15 protein-coding genes are annotated in these 18,176 nt (G+C 45.9%); 7 read left to right on the top strand and 8 right to left on the bottom strand.

What is annotated here, in order from left to right:
• Window positions 1-11: 11 nt before the first annotated feature.
• The 6 genes from M3I01_RS18055 to M3I01_RS18030 are packed head-to-tail and all read right to left on the bottom strand — an operon-like array spanning window position 12 to window position 5,849.
• Window positions 12-464, bottom strand: coding sequence for a phosphatase domain-containing protein (locus M3I01_RS18055; RefSeq protein WP_255897346.1), 453 nt, complete (start codon window positions 462-464; stop codon window positions 12-14).
• Window positions 461-1,015: a histidine phosphatase family protein gene (locus M3I01_RS18050; protein ID WP_255897345.1), complete on the bottom strand. Its 555-nt coding sequence runs from the start codon at window positions 1,013-1,015 to the stop codon at window positions 461-463. The genes M3I01_RS18055 and M3I01_RS18050 overlap by 4 nt, the downstream gene beginning before the upstream one ends.
• Window positions 999-2,099: an MBL fold metallo-hydrolase gene (locus M3I01_RS18045; protein ID WP_255897344.1), complete on the bottom strand. Its 1,101-nt coding sequence runs from the start codon at window positions 2,097-2,099 to the stop codon at window positions 999-1,001. Before M3I01_RS18045 ends, M3I01_RS18050 begins: the two co-directional genes overlap by 17 nt.
• On the bottom strand, window positions 2,096-3,151 hold the full coding sequence (locus M3I01_RS18040; protein ID WP_255897340.1) for an ABC transporter ATP-binding protein: 1,056 nt from the start codon (window positions 3,149-3,151) through the stop codon (window positions 2,096-2,098). The genes M3I01_RS18045 and M3I01_RS18040 overlap by 4 nt, the downstream gene beginning before the upstream one ends.
• Entirely contained in the window at window positions 3,139-4,821 is a 1,683-nt protein-coding gene (locus M3I01_RS18035; RefSeq protein ID WP_275565250.1) for an ABC transporter permease, read from the bottom strand. The genes M3I01_RS18040 and M3I01_RS18035 overlap by 13 nt, the downstream gene beginning before the upstream one ends.
• Window positions 4,822-4,871: 50 nt before the next feature.
• Window positions 4,872-5,849 carry an ABC transporter substrate-binding protein gene (locus tag M3I01_RS18030; RefSeq protein WP_255897338.1) on the bottom strand — a complete coding sequence of 326 codons (978 nt, stop codon included), beginning with the start codon at window positions 5,847-5,849 and terminating at the stop codon, window positions 4,872-4,874.
• A gap of 143 nt (window positions 5,850-5,992) precedes the next feature.
• Here M3I01_RS18030 and M3I01_RS18025 point away from each other — a divergent pair, with 143 nt between their 5' ends.
• Complete coding sequence (locus M3I01_RS18025; protein WP_255897337.1) at window positions 5,993-6,742, top strand: DeoR/GlpR family DNA-binding transcription regulator; 750 nt, start codon at window positions 5,993-5,995, stop codon at window positions 6,740-6,742.
• 162 nt (window positions 6,743-6,904) lie between these two features.
• On the top strand, window positions 6,905-8,890 hold the full coding sequence (locus M3I01_RS18020; RefSeq protein WP_275565233.1) for a methyl-accepting chemotaxis protein: 1,986 nt from the start codon (window positions 6,905-6,907) through the stop codon (window positions 8,888-8,890).
• A 139-nt stretch (window positions 8,891-9,029) separates the two neighbouring features.
• On the opposite strand, the gene M3I01_RS18015 is transcribed toward M3I01_RS18020, so the two are convergent.
• Both M3I01_RS18015 and M3I01_RS18010 read right to left on the bottom strand, forming a co-directional pair.
• A complete protein-coding gene (locus M3I01_RS18015; protein WP_255897333.1) occupies window positions 9,030-10,196 on the bottom strand; it encodes an MFS transporter in 1,167 nt (388 codons plus the stop codon).
• Between the two features lie 254 nt (window positions 10,197-10,450).
• Window positions 10,451-11,884 (bottom strand): coniferyl aldehyde dehydrogenase, encoded by a 1,434-nt coding sequence (locus M3I01_RS18010; RefSeq protein ID WP_255897332.1) that lies wholly within the window; start codon window positions 11,882-11,884, stop codon window positions 10,451-10,453.
• 149 nt (window positions 11,885-12,033) lie between these two features.
• Between M3I01_RS18010 and M3I01_RS18005 the strand changes: the two genes are divergently transcribed.
• The 5 genes from M3I01_RS18005 (at window position 12,034) to dppC (ending at window position 18,168) form a co-directional block, all read left to right on the top strand.
• Complete coding sequence (locus M3I01_RS18005) at window positions 12,034-12,660, top strand: SGNH/GDSL hydrolase family protein (RefSeq protein ID WP_255897331.1); 627 nt, start codon at window positions 12,034-12,036, stop codon at window positions 12,658-12,660.
• Window positions 12,661-13,094: 434 nt separating this feature from the next.
• Window positions 13,095-13,964 carry an NAD(P)-dependent oxidoreductase gene (locus M3I01_RS18000; RefSeq protein WP_255897330.1) on the top strand — a complete coding sequence of 290 codons (870 nt, stop codon included), beginning with the start codon at window positions 13,095-13,097 and terminating at the stop codon, window positions 13,962-13,964.
• Window positions 13,965-14,519: 555 nt separating this feature from the next.
• Window positions 14,520-16,112 (top strand): ABC transporter substrate-binding protein, encoded by a 1,593-nt coding sequence (locus tag M3I01_RS17995; RefSeq protein ID WP_255897329.1) that lies wholly within the window; start codon window positions 14,520-14,522, stop codon window positions 16,110-16,112.
• Window positions 16,113-16,232: 120 nt separating this feature from the next.
• Window positions 16,233-17,243, top strand: a complete 1,011-nt coding sequence (locus M3I01_RS17990; protein WP_275565232.1) for an ABC transporter permease subunit — start codon at window positions 16,233-16,235, stop codon at window positions 17,241-17,243.
• Between the two features lie 10 nt (window positions 17,244-17,253).
• A complete protein-coding gene (gene dppC / locus M3I01_RS17985) occupies window positions 17,254-18,168 on the top strand; it encodes a dipeptide ABC transporter permease DppC (protein WP_317133940.1) in 915 nt (304 codons plus the stop codon).
• Window positions 18,169-18,176: the final 8 nt, after the last annotated feature.

Here is an 18,176-nt window from a genome sequence, read left to right as displayed (position 1 = left end):
GCACGCAGCGGTTAAAAGTCCCCCGGCGCGCACTGTAAGCAAGTCAGTCCCAAATTACGCCAGCCTTGTACCACTGCATCGCGATCATCTAAAACCAGCCAAGGCGAAAAACCATCGCGATGAATTTGCTCTAACAAGGCTTTTTTGACTTCTTCATCAGGCACAGCGTCGGCATTATCAGGACGCAAATACATACCATCGCACGGTATATTGTGTTTTTGAATCCAATCAATCGAATGTTGCTTATGAGATTCTGGGCGACCACTGCAAATTAAAATATGTTGACCTTGTTGCTTGAGAATATTTACCAAACGCAAGACATCTTCGATCACTGGCGCATGTTTCATGTGCTCGAAAAATGGGTCCCAATGCTTTTCAGCGCCCAATACCCAATGGGCAACTTGGGTGTGATCAAATTCAGCAAGGGTGCCATCTAAATCAACAATAACGGCGTTTGGAGTCATACGAAATTTCCTTTAAAAGGGGAGATAGTCCAGCCGTTTTCATCTTGGCTGGGGGCGAAAGAAATGGGGGTAACGTTACCAATTCTGGGGCAATACGGTGTGCCATTAATCACGTTATTCAACACGCGGTACACGCCCGAATGCGCAATGATTAACGGCCAGTCGTGTTCACTTAAAATGGTGTTTAGCGTGCTGATAACACGGGTTTCAAAGTCATGCCAAGATTCACCATTGGGCGGCGTGATTTCATAGGCTAGTTGCTGCTCAATAGGACAACCTTCTAAGTCCCCCCAATTACGTTCTTTAAGCTGCTCGTAGGGTAAAATGGCGTGTTCAGGCACCGCATGAAACGCCGTTTGTTGAGTGCGTTGCAGCGTGCTGGTAATCACCGCGCTCCACCCAATAGCATTCAGAATCGGCGCTGCTTGTTGGGCTTGTTGTATGCCTTTTTCACTCAATGGGCTGTCGGTAAAACCACCAATGCGAAATGCGGCGTTGTACTCGCTTTGCGCATGACGAGCAAAGACAAAAGGCTTAGACAGTAAGGTCATAATCTAACTCTGTATAATCTAACTCAGTATAAGAATCTGCAGTGACGCTTGGGCCAAGAGCCTGTCGCCATTCATTTAGATCTTTCATATGGTGAAAAAGAGGCGAACACACATCGCACTCTAGATGATCGACAAGGCGTTTTAAGTCTCGCTTTCGAGGATGCACGTTCCAACGGACAAAATGTGCCTTGTCTTCACTAACAGCCTGGCGCGCGTGTTCAGGAAGGTGTCCGGTATAAACGGGCAAATAACGCTCGGGCTGCTGCAGTAACACTTCCGCTTCGCCACTCATGCCATCAGGGTCACCGCATAACACCACTTTGGCGTTTGGGTTAAACGGCTGACGCTTAATACGTTCTAAAATAGGACGAACCTCGGTGCAAATACCTTCTATTGGCGCGGACAAAGCCGACTCTGGCGACAAACAATCGTCGCCCAATGTCCAATCGTCGAAACCAAAAGACGTAAGCCAGCACGCAATTTCTAATGCGCGGCCGCTTTGTGGCACCGGCATTAGTAACGCTCGTTCATCGTCGAGAAAATTCACCAAGGCACTTTTACATTGCTCTAACGAGTTGTCATACAAACCATAAGACGCATCGAGCAAGGCGATGCTGGCTTTCGGCGGCATAGTGAAAGGATATAAAGTGGATTCCAGACTAAAATCACCACTGTAAAACACACCCTTCCCAATATTGAGATGCAACCAAACACCGCCAAATGAATGTCCTGCGGAGCCCGTGGTGACGTCAATGCCTTCAACCACCGTCGTGCCGCACACCGGCAAAGTCTGTAAATTCAGATGACTCGGTAGTTGTTTCTGCACCAACAAGGTCGCATAAACCGGAACCTTGCTGTCGACGCCGTCTAACCCGCCCATGTGATCTTGGTGATCGTGGGAAATGAATATGGCATCCAAATTATCGGGTTGTGTCCAGCCCTTGGCTTCACCCGCTTCTAACGCGCCACCAGCATCGAGCAAAAAGCGCAGCGTTCTAGCGTGAGGTGACGCTTGATAAGTGACCAAAATCGCGGCAGCCGTTTTTCGACCTGCGCCGCTGAGAATATCAATGCTGACGTTCATGATTCACTCTCAAGCGACCAAGCTTGCCCAAGACGAACATGACATTTGCTGCTGAGCGTCATCGGCACATCGCTGTAAGCCAATAATGTCTGGCCATTATCTAGCGTTAATTCGATGTCATAACGCTCACCACGGAAAATACAGTTGCGCACGCTCACTTCAAGTGAATCAAGACTGGCATCGGTACTCGCATCGACAAACACAATATCTTGTGGTCGAACCAATACATTACTGGTGATTTTTTGTGGTGAATAACCAGCAATCAAACGATGTAAATCGGCGCTATTAATGTATTGCTGTGGTTCAACCGCTTCCACGTTCAACACGGAACCTCGACCAATAAAGTTCGCCAACCAAGTGTTCTTCGGCGTCGCGTACAATTCCTGCGGCGTTCCCCATTGCACTAATTGGCCTTTGTTTAAGACCGCGATGTGATCCGCCAACGACATAGCTTCGGATTGATCATGCGTCACATACACAATGGTCGCACCCGTGCGCTTATGAAACGCGCGGAAGGTTTCTTCCATGGTGGCACGTAAATGACGATCTAAGTTCGCCAGCGGCTCATCAAATAACACCACATCCGGTTCGGTCACCAAGCTTCGAGCCAAGGCCACACGCTGACGTTGTCCGCCGCTAAGCTGCGCTGGCAACCGATCGGCGTAGTCTTCGAGCTGAACGATTTCCAAGGCTTCTTGAATGCGTTTATTGCGTTCCGCCACATTGATTTTTTGCACTTTAAGCGGATAGCCAACATTGTCTTTGACGCTCATGTGCGGCCACAGCGCATAAGATTGGAACACCATGCCGAAATTTCTGTCTTCCGTCGGAACATGCTGTCTCGCGCTAGAAAGACAGTCGGCTCCGTGAATGATTTGTCCGCCGGAAACCGGTTCAAATCCCGCTAACATTCTTAGAATCGTCGACTTACCACAGCCACTTGGCCCAAGCAGCGCGACAAATTCGCCAGGTTCAATAGTCAGACTCAAGCCCTTAACAACGGGCTCGCCATGAAAAGATTTATGGATATTGTCTAATATTAATCGTGCCATGGAATCACTCCTTTCGGCAGACGCGAAGCAAACAAGCTCAATAGACTCATCAGTCCTGCGACCAGCAACACCACCAGCACGGCAATGGCTGACGCCAGTACGCTGTCGCCACTTTCATCTAGGTTAAAAATCAGTACGCCTAAGGTTTCGTTACCCGCGCTCCACAACAAAGCCGACACCGTCAGTTCATTGATCGAGATAAGAAATACCAATAACCCACCCGCGAAAAAAGCGGGTGCCGTGAGAGGTAAAATAATGTCGATCAAACGCTGTATTGGTCTTGCTCCAGCCAGCTGAGCGGCTTCTTCTAACGCAGGATCCAACTGAGACATGGCACTTAATACTGGCTTCAAGCACACACTCAAAAAGCAAGAAAGGTACGCCAAAAAAATAATGCCCAAGGTGCCGTACAGGCTCACTTGGATAAACGGCAAGGGTTTGGCAAACAACAAAATAAAGGCAATCGCCAAGACAATACCGGGAATGGCGTAAGGCACTTCGATCAAGCTGGCAATCACGGCTCTGGTGCGCATTGGCAAACGCATCAACAAATAGCCCAAAGGCAAGGACACCAACATGAGAACCAAAGCACAGGAAAAAGCCAAGAAAACGCTATTTTCAAACGCTCTTGCGGTCACACCTTGGCGGCTGATCATCTCGTAAAACGCAGAAAAAGTAATGGTATCAGCGGTGAGAGGCATGCCCAAAGCGGGCACCAATGAACTCACTACCAAGGCAAACAAAGGCGCGACTAAAATAAAACAAAGTACCAAGGCCAACAGCACTTCCAATGGCAAACGCCAGCGCTGTAGCCGAAATGAAATCGACTGCGCCGTGTGACCCAGTAAGGCATAACGGCTGCGTTGCTGTAACCATTGCTGTAACAACATGCCCGCCAAAACCAATAAAGCGATGATCATCGATAACCCAGCCACTTGGCTCAGCATATCGTTACCGAATCCCGCCATTTGCTGATAAATCAAGGTAGGCAAAACAATGTAACCGGCGGGAATACCCAGCATTGCAGGAATACCAAAATTACCCAGTGACGACACAAATGCCAATGCGGCACCCGCGATAATCGCACTGCGACACAACGGCACTATGATGTCGAACCAAACTCGACACTGAGATGCTTTTGCTAACTGCGCGGCTTCCATTAAGTCTTGCGGTAATGCAATAAGTTGCGTTCGAAGCGCGAGATACACCAAGGGCGCACTTTGGATTCCCAACAACAAGGCAATGCCTTCTGCTGAATACATCGGCTGTGGGCTGCCTAACGCTGGCGCCATGCCCAATGTGTTTAAAATAGGGCTCGCCGGTCCAAACAGTTGCAACCAACTCAGCGCCGTAACTTGGGGTGGGATCATCATCGGCAACATGAAACAAAACACCCAAATCGCGCGACCACGAATGTTCGTCAAGGTGACAATAAAGCCAAAACCGCAACCCAGAATCACCGCAATCAAGGTACCTAAACCAGACGTATAAAAACTGTTTCTCAAGGCAACCCAAGTACGCTCACTGCGTAATACCTCTGCCAAAGGCGATGACGCCGAAAACGTAACATGACTTAGCGCTTCCACCAGCAAACGCAAACTGGGCACGACACTCAAGGTCGCAATCAAGATGAAGAGTCCGATGGACAACCAGCGAAGCTGGCTGTCCATCGTCAATCCATCCATAACACGTGCTTTAAACAAAGAAGGTGTCATTCTGCTTAACCTTCGAAGATCTTGCTGAAGCGGGCTTTATTCACTTCATTGTTTTCTAGGGTCTTCGCGGCATCGAATGGCATCAAACGAATCGCGTCACGCTTAGGAAAGCCGGCTGGGACGCCGATGTCACCACGAGCGGGCAAATAACCTTGCTCCAATACCAGCTGCTGGCCGTCTTTGGACAATAGAAAATCCACAAAACGCTTCGCGGCCGCTTTGTTTTTCGCGCCTTTCATAATCGCAACAGGTTCCGTCACCATGCTTACGCCCGTTTTAGGGAAGATAAACTCGATTGGCGAGCCTTTCGCCGCTTCGCGAATGGCCAAGAAATCCACAATGACGCCATACGGTTTTGTGCCTGACGCAACGGCTTTTAATACGCCGCCGTTGCCACCTTGAGCTTTCACTTGATTAGTATGCAATTGCTCGTAGTAATTCCAACCTAACGATTTTTCGTCCGTCAACGTCGCCAAATGGATCAACGCCGCGCCAGAATAAAGTGGGCTTGGCATAGCCACTTGGTTTTTATAGTCAGGCTTTGCTAGATCCGACCAATCCGTTGGCTGCTGTGGTGCTTTTTGATGACGAACAATGCCCGTCGTGATCAATTTTGTGCCGTAGTAATAACCTTTGTCGCTGTACAAGCTGTCTTCGTATTTTGCACGGTTAGGGCTTAGGTAGGATTCTAAATAACCGTCCGACACCATGGATTCCATCGTCACGCTGTCGGCGATTAACAACACATCAGGTTTCACCACGCCAGAAGACAATTCAGCGCGCAACTTTGTCATCAATTTCGTGGTGCCATCGCGAACCCATTCCACTTTGATATTCGGGTTTGCCGCTTCAAAAGCGTCCACTGTCATTTGTGCGTCTTTGTTTGGCTGACTGGTATAAAGGGTCAACGTCTCTTGAGCTTGCGCAGAAAGAGGAAAAGCAAGTGCCGCTGCGCATATCAATAAAGTCTTCTTGACGGTCATTGGGAAACTCTCTTTTTGATAAGGGAGTTGCAACAATACCGACACAATTTGACACTATAGTGACAAAAAGTTTTCGTTTAATACCGATCTTCTTTCGTTTCGAAAAGCCACGTAAAAAAACACACTAAAAAGGACTAAATCCTATGAACAAGCGACATCACGACATTGTCCAATGGGTGAATTTACAAGGAAGACAGACGTTACAAGCCGTCGCAGACCAGTTTTCGGTTTCGGTGCAAACCATTCGTTCAGACATTCGATTATTAACAGAAAAAGGGCTAATACTGCGTAGCCACGGCGAAGTCATTCCGTTTCCTCATCGCGAAAATATCAGCTTTGACCAACGACGGATTCGTCATGCCGCGGGCAAAAAACATATCGCCGACCTTTGTGTGAGTAAGATTGCGGATTATCAATCGATCTTTCTCGGCAGCGGTTCAAGTGTTGCTGAAGTGGCGAGCCAACTCGCACCGTTTAAAGGTCTGCAAGTCATGACGACTAACTTGCATGCCGCGCGCAACTTATGTGAACACCCCGATTGCGAGCTGACGATTTCGGGCGGGCGTGTACGGATGCGTGACCAAGATGTGATTGGCGGCGATGCCATGCGTTTTTTCCAACGCTATCGCGCCGATATTGGTATTTTTTCTGTGGCAGCAACCAATAAACAAGGCAGCTTATTTGATTTTACTGATGAAGAAGTCATGGCCAGAGAAGCGTTAGTGGAACATTGCCACTATCGTATTTTAGTGATCGACAGCACAAAATTCGACACAGAATCCCGCTGTTTATGGGGGAAAATGAGCGATTATGATTGTGTTATCACCGACCAACAACCTGCACCTGCTTTATTAAGCACCCTCACTTATCAAGGTGTCGAAATACTGTACTAAACAAAAAAATCGGTTACGTCAGCGATAAAATGTTCATTCATATTGGTCCGCTCTAAATAGCAAATAATAACAATCGCAAATTGAGTACAAAATGCACTTGCTCTGAGTCTTTATATCGGTCTATTGTCTTAGTACATGTATTGCACAGTTTGAGGTTTTTTTATGAAGTCCCCCATTAGAATCAGTCAGCAGATAGGTATAGGCTTAGTCGTGATTCTTTTACTCGCTCTGGCCAGTATTTATCTCGTCATTGAAGTAAAAGTAAAGCCCGATCTTACCGATGAACGCCAAAAACAAATCGCCGTTAACCAACAAGGGTTAAGTGAGCTACTCAGCGCGAAGCTGGAAAAAATTCAACTTCTCACCAGTACACTGGCTCTCGCGGGGTCTCAACTTCCTAAAGATGAAGCGCTCTTCAAAAAAGTATTTCCCAGCATTATTAATAATCACGATGACAAAAGCATCGCTGGTGGTGGTATTTGGCCTGAACCCTCTGCTTTTAATAAGGGCACAGAACGTCGCAGTTTTTTCTGGGGCCGTGATGGCTCTAAAATGAGCTATTTAGACGATTACAATGATCCAGCAGGATCTGGGTATCATAATGAAGGTTGGTACAAGGTCGGTAAAACCGCATCGGTTAAGCTTTGTGCATGGTCTGAAGCCTACATTGATCCCGTTACCAACATCCCGATGGTGACTTGTACCATTCCAATGAAAGAGGACAGTAAATTCACCGGTGTCTCGACTGTCGACATGATGTTGGATGGCATCACGAAAACGCTAGAAAAATATGGCACAGAAAATCAAGGCTATGTATTCGCTATTGACCAAACGGGACAAGTATTAAGTTTTCCAAAAGGCAAAGCCGCATTAGTCAAAAGTGATGGCAGCATGCTGACAGCAAGCCAACTTGGCAGCGAACTACCTTGGTTAAAACCCGCGTTGGTTAAGCTGACCGGTAGTAAACAAGTAGTCTCTCTTGATAATGATGAGATTTTGGGGGGCGCAGCTTATGTTGATTTATTCAAGCATCCTCAAACAGGCTGGACGATTGGTTTAGTCGTTCCCAAAGCTCGCATGATAGAAACGGCCCAAAATATGGGTTGGTTCCTTATGTTAACGATCGGCGCGTTGTTAATCATTGTTAGCATCATTGCCGTTTCCTTCTTCCGTAGTTTACTTGGCAAGGTCAATCAAACGACACAACAGATCCAAGACTTAGCCGATGGTGGCAGTACTAAAGAGTTGGTTGTTGGTAAGTTGAATGAACTGGGCGATTTACGTCAAGCCGTTAACGCTTATGGCGATAAGTTGAAAAAATTACTTGAGCAGATTCACATAGAGTCCGCGAACCTAGTGGGTGATGCGGGTCGTCTAAGCAAATTTAGTAACGACTTTTTAAACAAAGCCAACAGTTTGAGCGATGAAAATATCACGCTCGCCGCAGCGACCGAACAGCTCGGTGCCACATCTCATGATGTTGCCATGTACGCCAACGAAACCAAAGCTACCGTTGAGCGGATACATAAGGACGTTCGCAATAGTGGTAAAGAAATGAATATGGTTATTGAAACCATGCGTTCATTAACCAGTGCTATGAAACAAGCACAGACAAACATCCTCCAACTCGACGAAGACAGTCGTCGCGCCAATGGCATGCTAGGCGTGATCCGGGATATCGCAGAGCAAACGAACTTATTGGCACTAAACGCCGCTATCGAAGCCGCAAGGGCTGGTGAAACGGGTCGTGGATTTGCGGTGGTAGCGGATGAAGTTCGAAACCTTGCTGCGAAAAGTGAAAGCTCCGCGGTCGAGATTGAGCAGGTGCTAGGCCGCTTACAAGTCGCGTCTAAGGAGTCTGTTACTTCAATGGAGCTTGGTCACAGTGAAACAGAAAGGGCCGTAACAACTGCAGAATCAACAGCAAGCCATTTACAACAGGTGGTGGATGCGTTCTCGCAAATTACGGACCAAGCAACGCAAATTTCTGTAGCCGCTGGAGAACAACAAAAAGTATCTCAAGATTTGAGTATGTTTGTGTCTCGCTTGCAGGAACTGACAGGCAGTAATGCCAGTGACTCGAGTCACCTTAGTCGTATGAGTAAAGAAATCGATGCAATTGCAAATCGACTCAACGAACTAAAATAAACACCAAAATAGAAGCGTGAAAAAAGCTCATGATGGCAACATCATGAGCTTTTTTATGGTCGTAAAAGAAGGTAAAGATTGGTTTTTTTCCTGCGTAAAATGAATTGAGTGATAGACCTTCCAAACGATTGGATAAAGCTCATGTTAAAACATGGGAGCTGGCACTTTTTCTTTTAAAGAAACACAACATCGAAATAAATACCGTCACAATGGTGATAAAAAGCATGAATATTTTCATAGCGACTATCACGCCAAAAAGATCGGCTAATACGCCACTAAGAACAACAGGAATTGAAAAGCCAGCATAGGCATAAATAAACAAGCCGGCCGTGGCTCTCGCTCTATTTTTAGGGTCTCTAGAACCAAACTCATATAAGGCAGAAAGATAGAGAAAGCCATAACTTGCCGCGCTGGTGATAGAAGAGCCAATAAGAATTAAAGATATTGAAGAAGAAACAGCCCCTAATATAATCACAAAAAAACCGACAGGAATAAAAATAAGGCCTAAAGTGAGCGACTTAAACGAGCTTATTTTTCTTGCTAGAGGCTGACATAGAAAGCCTACAAATATCCCAAGAAAAATAACCAACCCAATCCACTGGTCTAATTTCAATGCCTTCAGCTCTAAAGGGACGACGGCAATGATCATGCCTGTTGTCGCCCAAGATAACATCATAGCAAGTCCATATACCCATGTTCCTGAAGGGAAAACAGGTAGTCTAAACAATGAAAGGCTTTTTGTTTTATCTGTCTTCGGCATCATAGCCGATGCCATAATGAGCACCGTTCCCAATATAAAGAGAATAATATAGCTAATAGGCAAAAGCGTTGGCCCGTATAAACTAAGACTAAAGCTCGTCGCTAATGCCCCGCTGCCAAAGCCAAGAGAGGTGGCTGAAGTAACAAGAACAGTGGCAGTGCCCGCCTTATTTTCACCTACTAGCTCTGTCATATAAGCGGCGCCAGACGTTGTTGCTAACCCTGTACCAACGCCAAGCAGCAGCCGAGCAACAAAAAGACTGGCCCAATTTGGCGACACCACTAATAAAGCCGTTGCGGCGATCCCTAGGGCTAATGAGATAATAATTGGCACCTTTCGCCCCACACGATCAGACAGTCCTCCGAGGAAAAGTAACGTCGGTAGTAACCCTGCCACATAAGCGGCAAATGCAATGGTGACAGCAACGGAGCCAACATTACTTTCTTGAGCATATACGCCATATAACGGAGCTTGTAAGTTAACGGCAAAAGTGACCGTAAATAGGACGAGCACAAGTAAGGTGGGATACACATACGTTTTCATCATTATTAATTTCATCCCTTAACATTATCGAGGTGATCATTGAACGAAGAGTATAAATAACCAACAAAGCCACATAAATTCTTTTGAAATGAACTGTGTTTAACGTAATAGTTAACCTTCGTTAAAACTAAACGTGATTGTATTAAAGATAAACAGGAAATAAAGGCAGCAAAAAAAGAGTATAAAAAAGCCAGTAAAGTACAGATATCACCTCACTGGCTTAACTTAAAAGTGTTAACGAGTTTTGAAATAAAGCCTCATAAAAAAGGCCAGTATTTGGCGATCAGTTTATGCATTCCTCGTCGATAAGGCGGTCGTAGCAGCGCTAAGGTATTTGGTCCACGCTTGCGCAACACGGACTTACTATGAGAAAACGTGCGGAAACCTTCTTCAGCATGATACGCCCCCATTCCAGACGCCCCAATACCACCAAACGGCAAATCTGCTTGTGCCACTTGAACGAGTGTGTGGTTGATTACCAAACTGCCACTCACAATGCGTTCTTCACATCGCGTCTGATCGTCACTTTGCTGAGTAAATAAGTACATTGATAAAGGTCGAGGTCTTTGTTGAATATACGATAACGCCTCATCCATATTGGAGTACGTCAGAATCGGTAATATAGGTCCAAATACCTCGTCTTGCATCACGCTTAACCCATCGTCCGGCTGATGCACGATATGAAAGGCCAGTTTTCCATTACTTTCTACCGGCCCTTGCGGCATCAAGTTGTCACATTCGACACCAGCGGCTCGTGCTTCAACTAGATAACCTTTCAGGCGATCCAACTGGCGGACATTAATCAAACTGGTGTAATCGGAGCTCATAACGCCGTCAGGGTAATACGCGGCGAGCTCCTGTTTAATATAGTCAATCAAGCGTGTTTTTTGATCCTGATGGCACAATACATAATCTGGGGCGACACAGGTTTGCCCTGCATTAAGGACTTTGCCAAACACCAACTTTTTCGCAGTGTCTTTTAAATCGGCAGAAGGCGCTACAAGTAATGGCGATTTACCGCCTAATTCCAGTGTGACTGGCGTTAGATGCTTGGCGGCGTTGCGCATAATAATGTGACCCACTAAAGTCGAGCCAGTAAACAGCAAATGGTCAAACGGCAACAGACTAAACTCGTTGGCAATCTCTGCTTCGCCTTCGACTACTTCCGCCCAATTCTCACCAAGTGATTGATTCACTATGTCACGCAACACACGATTCGTTTCTGGACAGAACTCCGACATTTTCATCATCACCCGATTTCCCGCCGCCAAAGCACCCACTAAAGGCCCCAGAGATAGCAAGACAGGATAGTTCCAAGGTGAGATCACTCCTACTACGCCTTTAGGTTGATAGAGCACCTTAGCGCTCCCAGGTAGCGTACTAATGTGCACACGTCGGCGAGACGCCTTCATCCACTTCGATAAATGCCGTTTGGCGTGTTTTATCTCTCCCATAATAGGAATGAGCTCAAGCAGTCTTGACTCTTGCGGAGCACGATGCCCAAAGTCTGACTGCAAAGCGTCTAATAAAGGTCCTTCATTATCCAATAATGCCGCTTGTAAACGCTGCAAACATTGTCGACGCTCTTCTGCCGTTGGAAAAGGTGTTTGCTGAGTCAAATTTTTCAGCCGAGAATACGCCGAGTGAATATCATCTTTAGAAGAAAAAGAAGGTGATACGGTGACTGTCATGGTGGCCTCTTCTTATGCGCATTCCTATTTTATGATCAAACCCTGACACGCATTGTGAAATCTCTATTTTATAGCGACGATTATCGATCAAACCTACGCTTCATTAACTACACTATCTAATGACTCACACAGAATGCAAGGAGCAAATCATGGCGACTATTTTATGTTATGGCGATTCTCTCACTTGGGGGCGCATTCCTAATGGTGGACGCTACCCTAAACATTTGCGCTGGCCTACCCTCCTAAACGGGTTATTAGGCAGTCAGCATCAAGTCATTAATTTTGGTTTACCAGGCCGAACTACTATCTGGAATGACCCCTTCTTAGAAGGCAGAAATGGCTTAGCGTATCTCCAAGCGGCATTAGAAACCTTCGGTCCTGTCGATATTTTAATCTTAATGTTGGGAACCAATGACCTGAAGCGACACTTTCATGTTGGCGCCTTTGAAGCGGCAAAAGGCGTTGAGAAATTGATCGGGAAGTCAAGAATGCCAGATTCTCACGATTTCCCTCACCCAAGCCTTGTGGTGATCGCTCCGCCAAATATTTTATCCCCAACGGGCTCTATGGCGGAAAGTTTTGACGGAGCCGTTGAAAAGTCACAACATTTTCATCAGCACTACCAAGATATTGCCATTCATAACCATTGCATTTTCCTTAATGCAGCTGGCATTTTACAACCCAGCGAGGCTGATGGCGTGCATTTAGACACAAAAGCAAATGAACAACTCGCCCAAGCGGTTTATATGCTCATTAAAGATGCAATAAAGAGCTAGTATATTGTTTTTTAATGGTTTTTTATAAAATCAAGTTAATTTCAATAAAAGACGAAAAAATAATCAATCATTAAATATTAGATTTTTAAGATGTATTTTCTTCAAATAATCTTGCTTATGGCCCTTGACAAAACAGGCAATAACTTGCAGCCGATAAGGAAAGAATGAAAATCGTATGATATATGCACGATTCTTTACAAATACTCGCTTTTTAATGAAATAATCCATCGTCTAAATTTTCTTGCACAAACTTATCCACAGGAAATTTAGGCGAATCTCCTTTATCCAAATATCAACGAAAATGCCACTCAATCGTGCAAAAACACTTAAAAACACCCTTCTGTATGCCTGATATTCGTCTTTTTTGTACCTCGTAATCAACGAGTAAATCCGTATGATCTAGCAATAACGAACCAAGACAAAAGGAAAAAACAATGAAAGTCAGCTTCATCGGACTAGGTACTATGGGTTACCCAATGGCAGGGCACGTTAGCAAAGCGGGACATGCTGTTACCGTCTACAACCGCTCGACAGAAAAAGCCCAAAACTGGTGCAAGGAATTTACCGGCATTTACGCAGCGACACCCGCGCTTGCAGCACAAGATAGCGACATTGTTTTAACTTGTGTGGGGAACGACGACGATTTACGCGCCGTCTATTTAGGCCTAGATGGCGCTTTTCAAAACGCCAAAGCAGGCACGTTATTTATCGACCACACAACCGCTTCGGCAGAGGTCGCCAAAGAGTTACATCAAGCAGCCCAAGAACATGGTTTCTTTTTTATGGACGCACCTGTCTCGGGCGGTCAAGCCGGTGCTGTGAATGGTGTGCTTACGGTGATGATTGGCGGCGAAAAAAGCGATGTAGATAAAGCTCAGCCTGTGCTCGATTGTTATGCAAAAGCCAGCACATTAATGGGACCAGTTGGCAATGGCCAAATTGCCAAAATGGTCAACCAGATTCTTATCGGTGGCGTGTTGTCTGGTTTGTCCGAAGGCATTCGTTTTGCTCAAAAAGCCGGTCTGGACGTCGCTACGTTAGTCGATACCCTAAAACATGGCGCGGCGGGTTCTTGGCAATTAGAGAATCGCGGTGAAACCATGTCAAAAGACGAGTTTGATTTTGGCTTCGCCATCGAGTGGATGCATAAAGATTTAGGGCTGTGTTTGGCTCACGCTGAAAAAATGGGGTTAATGCTGCCACTGACTCAAGCCGTCGATGAAGATTATCAAGATCTCATAGCGGAAGGCCGTGGTCGCCAAGACACATCGGTACTCGTGAAAGCCTTCGATAAAAAAGCCTAACTTCATGATTTAATCCTCTAAGAATTTTTTAAAAATCTTAGAGGATTCGCTTATTTATCTCTTTGTTCTGTCGCTCATTTATTGTCTTTGATACCTCTCGTTTAATAGCCAAAATCACACTATAAATGTCGAAATTACATAAAAATACCGAAACATTTCTTACTCCTTAAAAAAAACGACCTCTTTTATTCCACATTTTTTACATAACGCCTTTGTCTTCAAAACCTTTGTTTACAAGCCTCTTCAGCCCTTATCGCCAGTTGGTATTCATTCCATGCATAGGGTATATCGTTATTTCGATTGGTCATTTAGATAGGCTTGAGTAATCTTCAAAGACGCTGTTTTTGGTGGTTCTTCCACCATCTATGGCTAAAGGGGGCTCAAGGATGAGGCAGAACAACCCCATTTAAACTAGGAGTTTGGATGGGGTTTGTTTCTCATATTAATTAAAGAAGGCTCTTTGCCCGCCAAAAAAAATCACAAAAGTAACGAACACCTTAATTCGACTTCCCACGTGTTTAACACGAAATATAATTACGTTAATGGAGAGTTTCAATGAAAAAAGGGCTAGCAAAACTTACGCTTGCACTCATGGCGGCTGGAGCAATTGGCACTTCTGCTCACGCTGCATCCACACTGGTTTATTGTTCAGAAGGTAGCCCTGAAGGCTTTAACCCTGCATTTTATACGGCTGGTACCACTTTCGATGCGACATCGAAAAACATGTTCAACCGTTTACTTGAATTCAAACTGGGCACAACAGAAACAGTGCCTGGCTTAGCAGAAAGCTATGACGTCTCTAGCGACGGTCTTGAATACACTTTCCATTTGCGTAAAGGCGTGAAGTTCCATACTTCTAAAGATTTCACACCAACACGTGATTTTAATGCCGACGATGTCATCTTCACTTTTGACCGTCAGGGCAACAAAAATAACCCTTACCACACAGTCTCTGGCGGCTCTTATGAGTACTTCACTGGCATGGGCATGGACACTTTGATCAAAAAAATGGTGAGAGTCGACGACTACACTGTTAAGTTCATTTTGAGCAAACCAGAAGCACCTTTCATTGCTAACCTTGCAATGGACTTTGCGTCTATCTTTTCGAAAGAGCAAGCCGATTTCTACATGAAAAAAGGCACACCTGAGAAATTGGATCTTGATCCAGTTGCTACCGGTCCTTTCCAAAAAGTTCAGTATCAAAAAGATTCTTTGATCCGCTACACAGCGTTTAAAGACTACTGGCAAGGTAAAGCGAAAATCGATCGTCTTGTTTTCTCTATCACTCCAGACGCTTCTGTTCGCTACGCGAAACTAAAAGCAGGCGAATGTGATGTGATGCCTTACCCGAATCCAGCTGACCTTAAACAGATGGAATCTGATCCAAACATCAACCTAATGAGTCAAGAAGGTTTGAACGTCGGTTATCTTGCGTTCAACACACAGAAAAAACCTTTTACTGACATTCGTGTTCGCCAAGCTCTAAACTATGCAACCGATAAAAACGCGATCATTAACGCGGTTTTCCAAGGCGCAGGTAAAGTGGCTACAAACCCAATTCCACCAACCATGTGGTCTTACAACAAGAAAGTCGTGGATTACCCATACGATCCTGTGAAAGCGAAAAAATTATTGGCTGAAGCCGGCTATCCAGATGGTTTCTCTACCAATATCTGGGCAATGCCAGTACAACGCCCATACAACCCAAATGCTCGTCGTATGGCTGAAATCATGCAAGAGGATTGGTCTAAAGTTGGCGTTAAAGCCGAAATCGTTTCTTACGAATGGGGTGAATACCTAAACCGTTCTAAGAAAGGTGAGCACGATACGGTATTGCTAGGTTGGACTGGTGATAATGGTGACCCAGATAACTTCCTATATGTATTGCTAGGGTGTGATGCTGTTGGCGGATCTAACCGTGCACAATGGTGTAACGAAGAGTTCAACAACTTGCTTCTAAAAGCAAAACAAACGTCTGACAAAGCAAAACGTACTAAAGATTACGAAGAAGCTCAGGTTGTTTTCAAACGCGAAGCGCCTTGGGTAACGATTGCTCACTCTGTCGTGTACGAGCCAATTCGTAAAGAAGTAAAAGGCTACAAAATCGATCCACTTGGTGGTCACTACTTCTATAACGTCAGCAAATAATCGACGTTTTGAAGTAAGTCCTTCGGACTATGAAACACCTACTCGCTGAGATGCGAGTAGGTGTTTTGTTGACCGAGCACCTTGCTCGATCACATAACATCGCAAGAGAGCCCGCCCTTTATGTTCCAATTTATTTTTCGTCGCTTAAGCCTCGTTATTCCGACTTTCATCGGAATTACCTTGCTGACTTTTACTCTTATTCGCTTAATTCCCGGAGACCCCATCGAAGTGATGGCCGGAGAACGCGGTGTGAGCGCAGAGCGCCATGCCGAGCTTAGTGCACAATTAGGCTTTGATCAGCCGCTATATGTTCAATACTTTCACTACGTAACCGGGGTTTTACAAGGAGACTTAGGCAATTCTCTTATCACCCGAGAGCCTGTGATGAAAGAGTTCCTCACTCTATTTCCCGCCACTATAGAATTGGCCACTTGTGCCGCTATTTTTGCTATTTTCATTGGTTTACCCGCCGGTATTTTTGCAGCGGTTAAACGTGGAACCTTTATTGATCACTCAGTGATGACTTTTTCTCTCACTGGTTATTCGATGCCCATATTCTGGTGGGCACTGTTATTAATGCTGGTATTTTCCGTCAACCTCGGCTGGACGCCCGTCTCGGGGCGGATCGACGTGGTGTATTGGATTGAAAATGTCACTGGCTTCATGTTGATCGACTCTTTGTTGTCTGACGAAGCTGGCGCCTTTTCGTCCGCCGTGTCACACCTTATTTTGCCCAGTATCGTCCTCGGCACAATTCCTATGGCTGTAATCGCTCGTATGACCCGTTCTTCTATGTTGGAAGTACTAAGCGAAGATTACATTCGAACGGCTCGTGCGAAAGGCATCGCGCCTTGGCGAGTCATTGTGATTCATGCGCTGCGCAATGCCTTAATTCCTGTCATTACCGTGATCGGTTTGCAAGTCGGTATTTTGCTGTCTGGTGCGATTTTGACCGAAACCGTGTTCGCTTGGCCGGGCATTGGTAAATGGTTGATCGAATCCATTGGACGCCGTGATTACCCCGTTGTACAAGGCGGTATTTTAATTGTTGCCTGTATCATCATTGTCGTAAATCTCTTGGTAGATATTACTTACGGCATTGTAAACCCACGCATTCGACACAGCCGATAAAGGAGACGTTATGACAACTTCTATAAAAACGTCAACGGACAGCGGCGTCGTCACTGCGCCAGTACCCATGACGCCATTTCAAGAGTTTTGGCATTATTTTCGTACTAACAAAGGCGCCGTCGCTGGCCTTGTTATTATCACCATAATTTGCTTCATGGCGGTATTCGCCAACTTTGTTGCCCCCCATTCACCATCCGATCAGTACCGCGATGCGCTTTTGTTGCCACCAGCGTGGTTAGAAGGCGGTAATTGGTCTTTTGTTCTGGGAACCGATGACGTAGGCCGCGATATTTTATCGCGTTTGATCTATGGTTCTCGTCTTTCTATTGCGGTTGGCATCGTGGCCGTGACCGCGTCTTTAGTAATCGGCATTTTACTGGGTCTTGTGGCTGGGTATTTCAAAGGCATGATCGACACCGCAATTATGCGTATCGTCGACATTATGTTGGCTATGCCAAGCTTGCTTTTGGCCATTGCCATTGTGGCGATTTTAGGGCCAAGCATCGTCAACGCTGCGCTCGCCATTTCCATTGTCTCGCTGCCGCATTATGTGCGTTTGACTCGTGCCGCCACCATGGCGGAGATGTCCCGTGATTACGTCACGTCGTCTCGCGTGATCGGCGCCAGTCCATTGCGTTTGATGTTTGTTTGTATTTTACCAAACTGTTTAGCGCCACTTATCGTACAAGCCACTCTTGGTTTTTCCAGTGCGATTCTTGACATGGCGGCGTTGGGCTTTCTGGGTCTTGGCGCGCAGCCACCCACCCCAGAATGGGGATCTATGTTGGCCAATGCGTTGCAGTTCGTACAGCGCGCGTGGTGGGTAGTTACTTTCCCCGGTTTGATGATTTTGATCACCGTACTGGCGTTTAACCTCATGGGCGATGGCTTACGTGATGCCCTTGATCCCAAGTTGAAACAGTAAGAGAGGTT

Origin of the sequence: Marinomonas maritima, from assembly GCF_024435075.2 — a bacterium.
Lineage (GTDB): Bacteria > Pseudomonadota > Gammaproteobacteria > Pseudomonadales > Marinomonadaceae > Marinomonas > Marinomonas maritima.
Note: the sequence above shows the minus strand (reverse complement) of the source record. Positions and strands in the feature narration are given on the sequence as shown.

Excerpts from the sequence above, each read along its gene's own strand:
- M3I01_RS18055 (WP_255897346.1), bottom strand. The coding sequence starts at position 464 with ATGACTCCAAACGCCGTTATTGTTGATTTAGATGGCACCCTTGCTGAA.
- M3I01_RS18050 (WP_255897345.1), bottom strand. The coding sequence starts at position 1,015 with ATGACCTTACTGTCTAAGCCTTTTGTCTTTGCTCGTCATGCGCAAAGC.
- M3I01_RS18045 (WP_255897344.1), bottom strand. The coding sequence starts at position 2,099 with ATGAACGTCAGCATTGATATTCTCAGCGGCGCAGGTCGAAAAACGGCT.
- M3I01_RS18040 (WP_255897340.1), bottom strand. The coding sequence starts at position 3,151 with ATGGCACGATTAATATTAGACAATATCCATAAATCTTTTCATGGCGAG.
- M3I01_RS18035 (WP_275565250.1), bottom strand. The coding sequence starts at position 4,821 with ATGGACAGCCAGCTTCGCTGGTTGTCCATCGGACTCTTCATCTTGATT.
- M3I01_RS18030 (WP_255897338.1), bottom strand. The coding sequence starts at position 5,849 with ATGACCGTCAAGAAGACTTTATTGATATGCGCAGCGGCACTTGCTTTT.
- M3I01_RS18025 (WP_255897337.1), top strand. The coding sequence starts at position 5,993 with ATGAACAAGCGACATCACGACATTGTCCAATGGGTGAATTTACAAGGA.
- M3I01_RS18020 (WP_275565233.1), top strand. The coding sequence starts at position 6,905 with ATGAAGTCCCCCATTAGAATCAGTCAGCAGATAGGTATAGGCTTAGTC.
- M3I01_RS18015 (WP_255897333.1), bottom strand. The coding sequence starts at position 10,196 with ATGATGAAAACGTATGTGTATCCCACCTTACTTGTGCTCGTCCTATTT.
- M3I01_RS18010 (WP_255897332.1), bottom strand. The coding sequence starts at position 11,884 with ATGACAGTCACCGTATCACCTTCTTTTTCTTCTAAAGATGATATTCAC.
- M3I01_RS18005 (WP_255897331.1), top strand. The coding sequence starts at position 12,034 with ATGGCGACTATTTTATGTTATGGCGATTCTCTCACTTGGGGGCGCATT.
- M3I01_RS18000 (WP_255897330.1), top strand. The coding sequence starts at position 13,095 with ATGAAAGTCAGCTTCATCGGACTAGGTACTATGGGTTACCCAATGGCA.
- M3I01_RS17995 (WP_255897329.1), top strand. The coding sequence starts at position 14,520 with ATGAAAAAAGGGCTAGCAAAACTTACGCTTGCACTCATGGCGGCTGGA.
- M3I01_RS17990 (WP_275565232.1), top strand. The coding sequence starts at position 16,233 with ATGTTCCAATTTATTTTTCGTCGCTTAAGCCTCGTTATTCCGACTTTC.
- dppC (WP_317133940.1), top strand. The coding sequence starts at position 17,254 with ATGACAACTTCTATAAAAACGTCAACGGACAGCGGCGTCGTCACTGCG.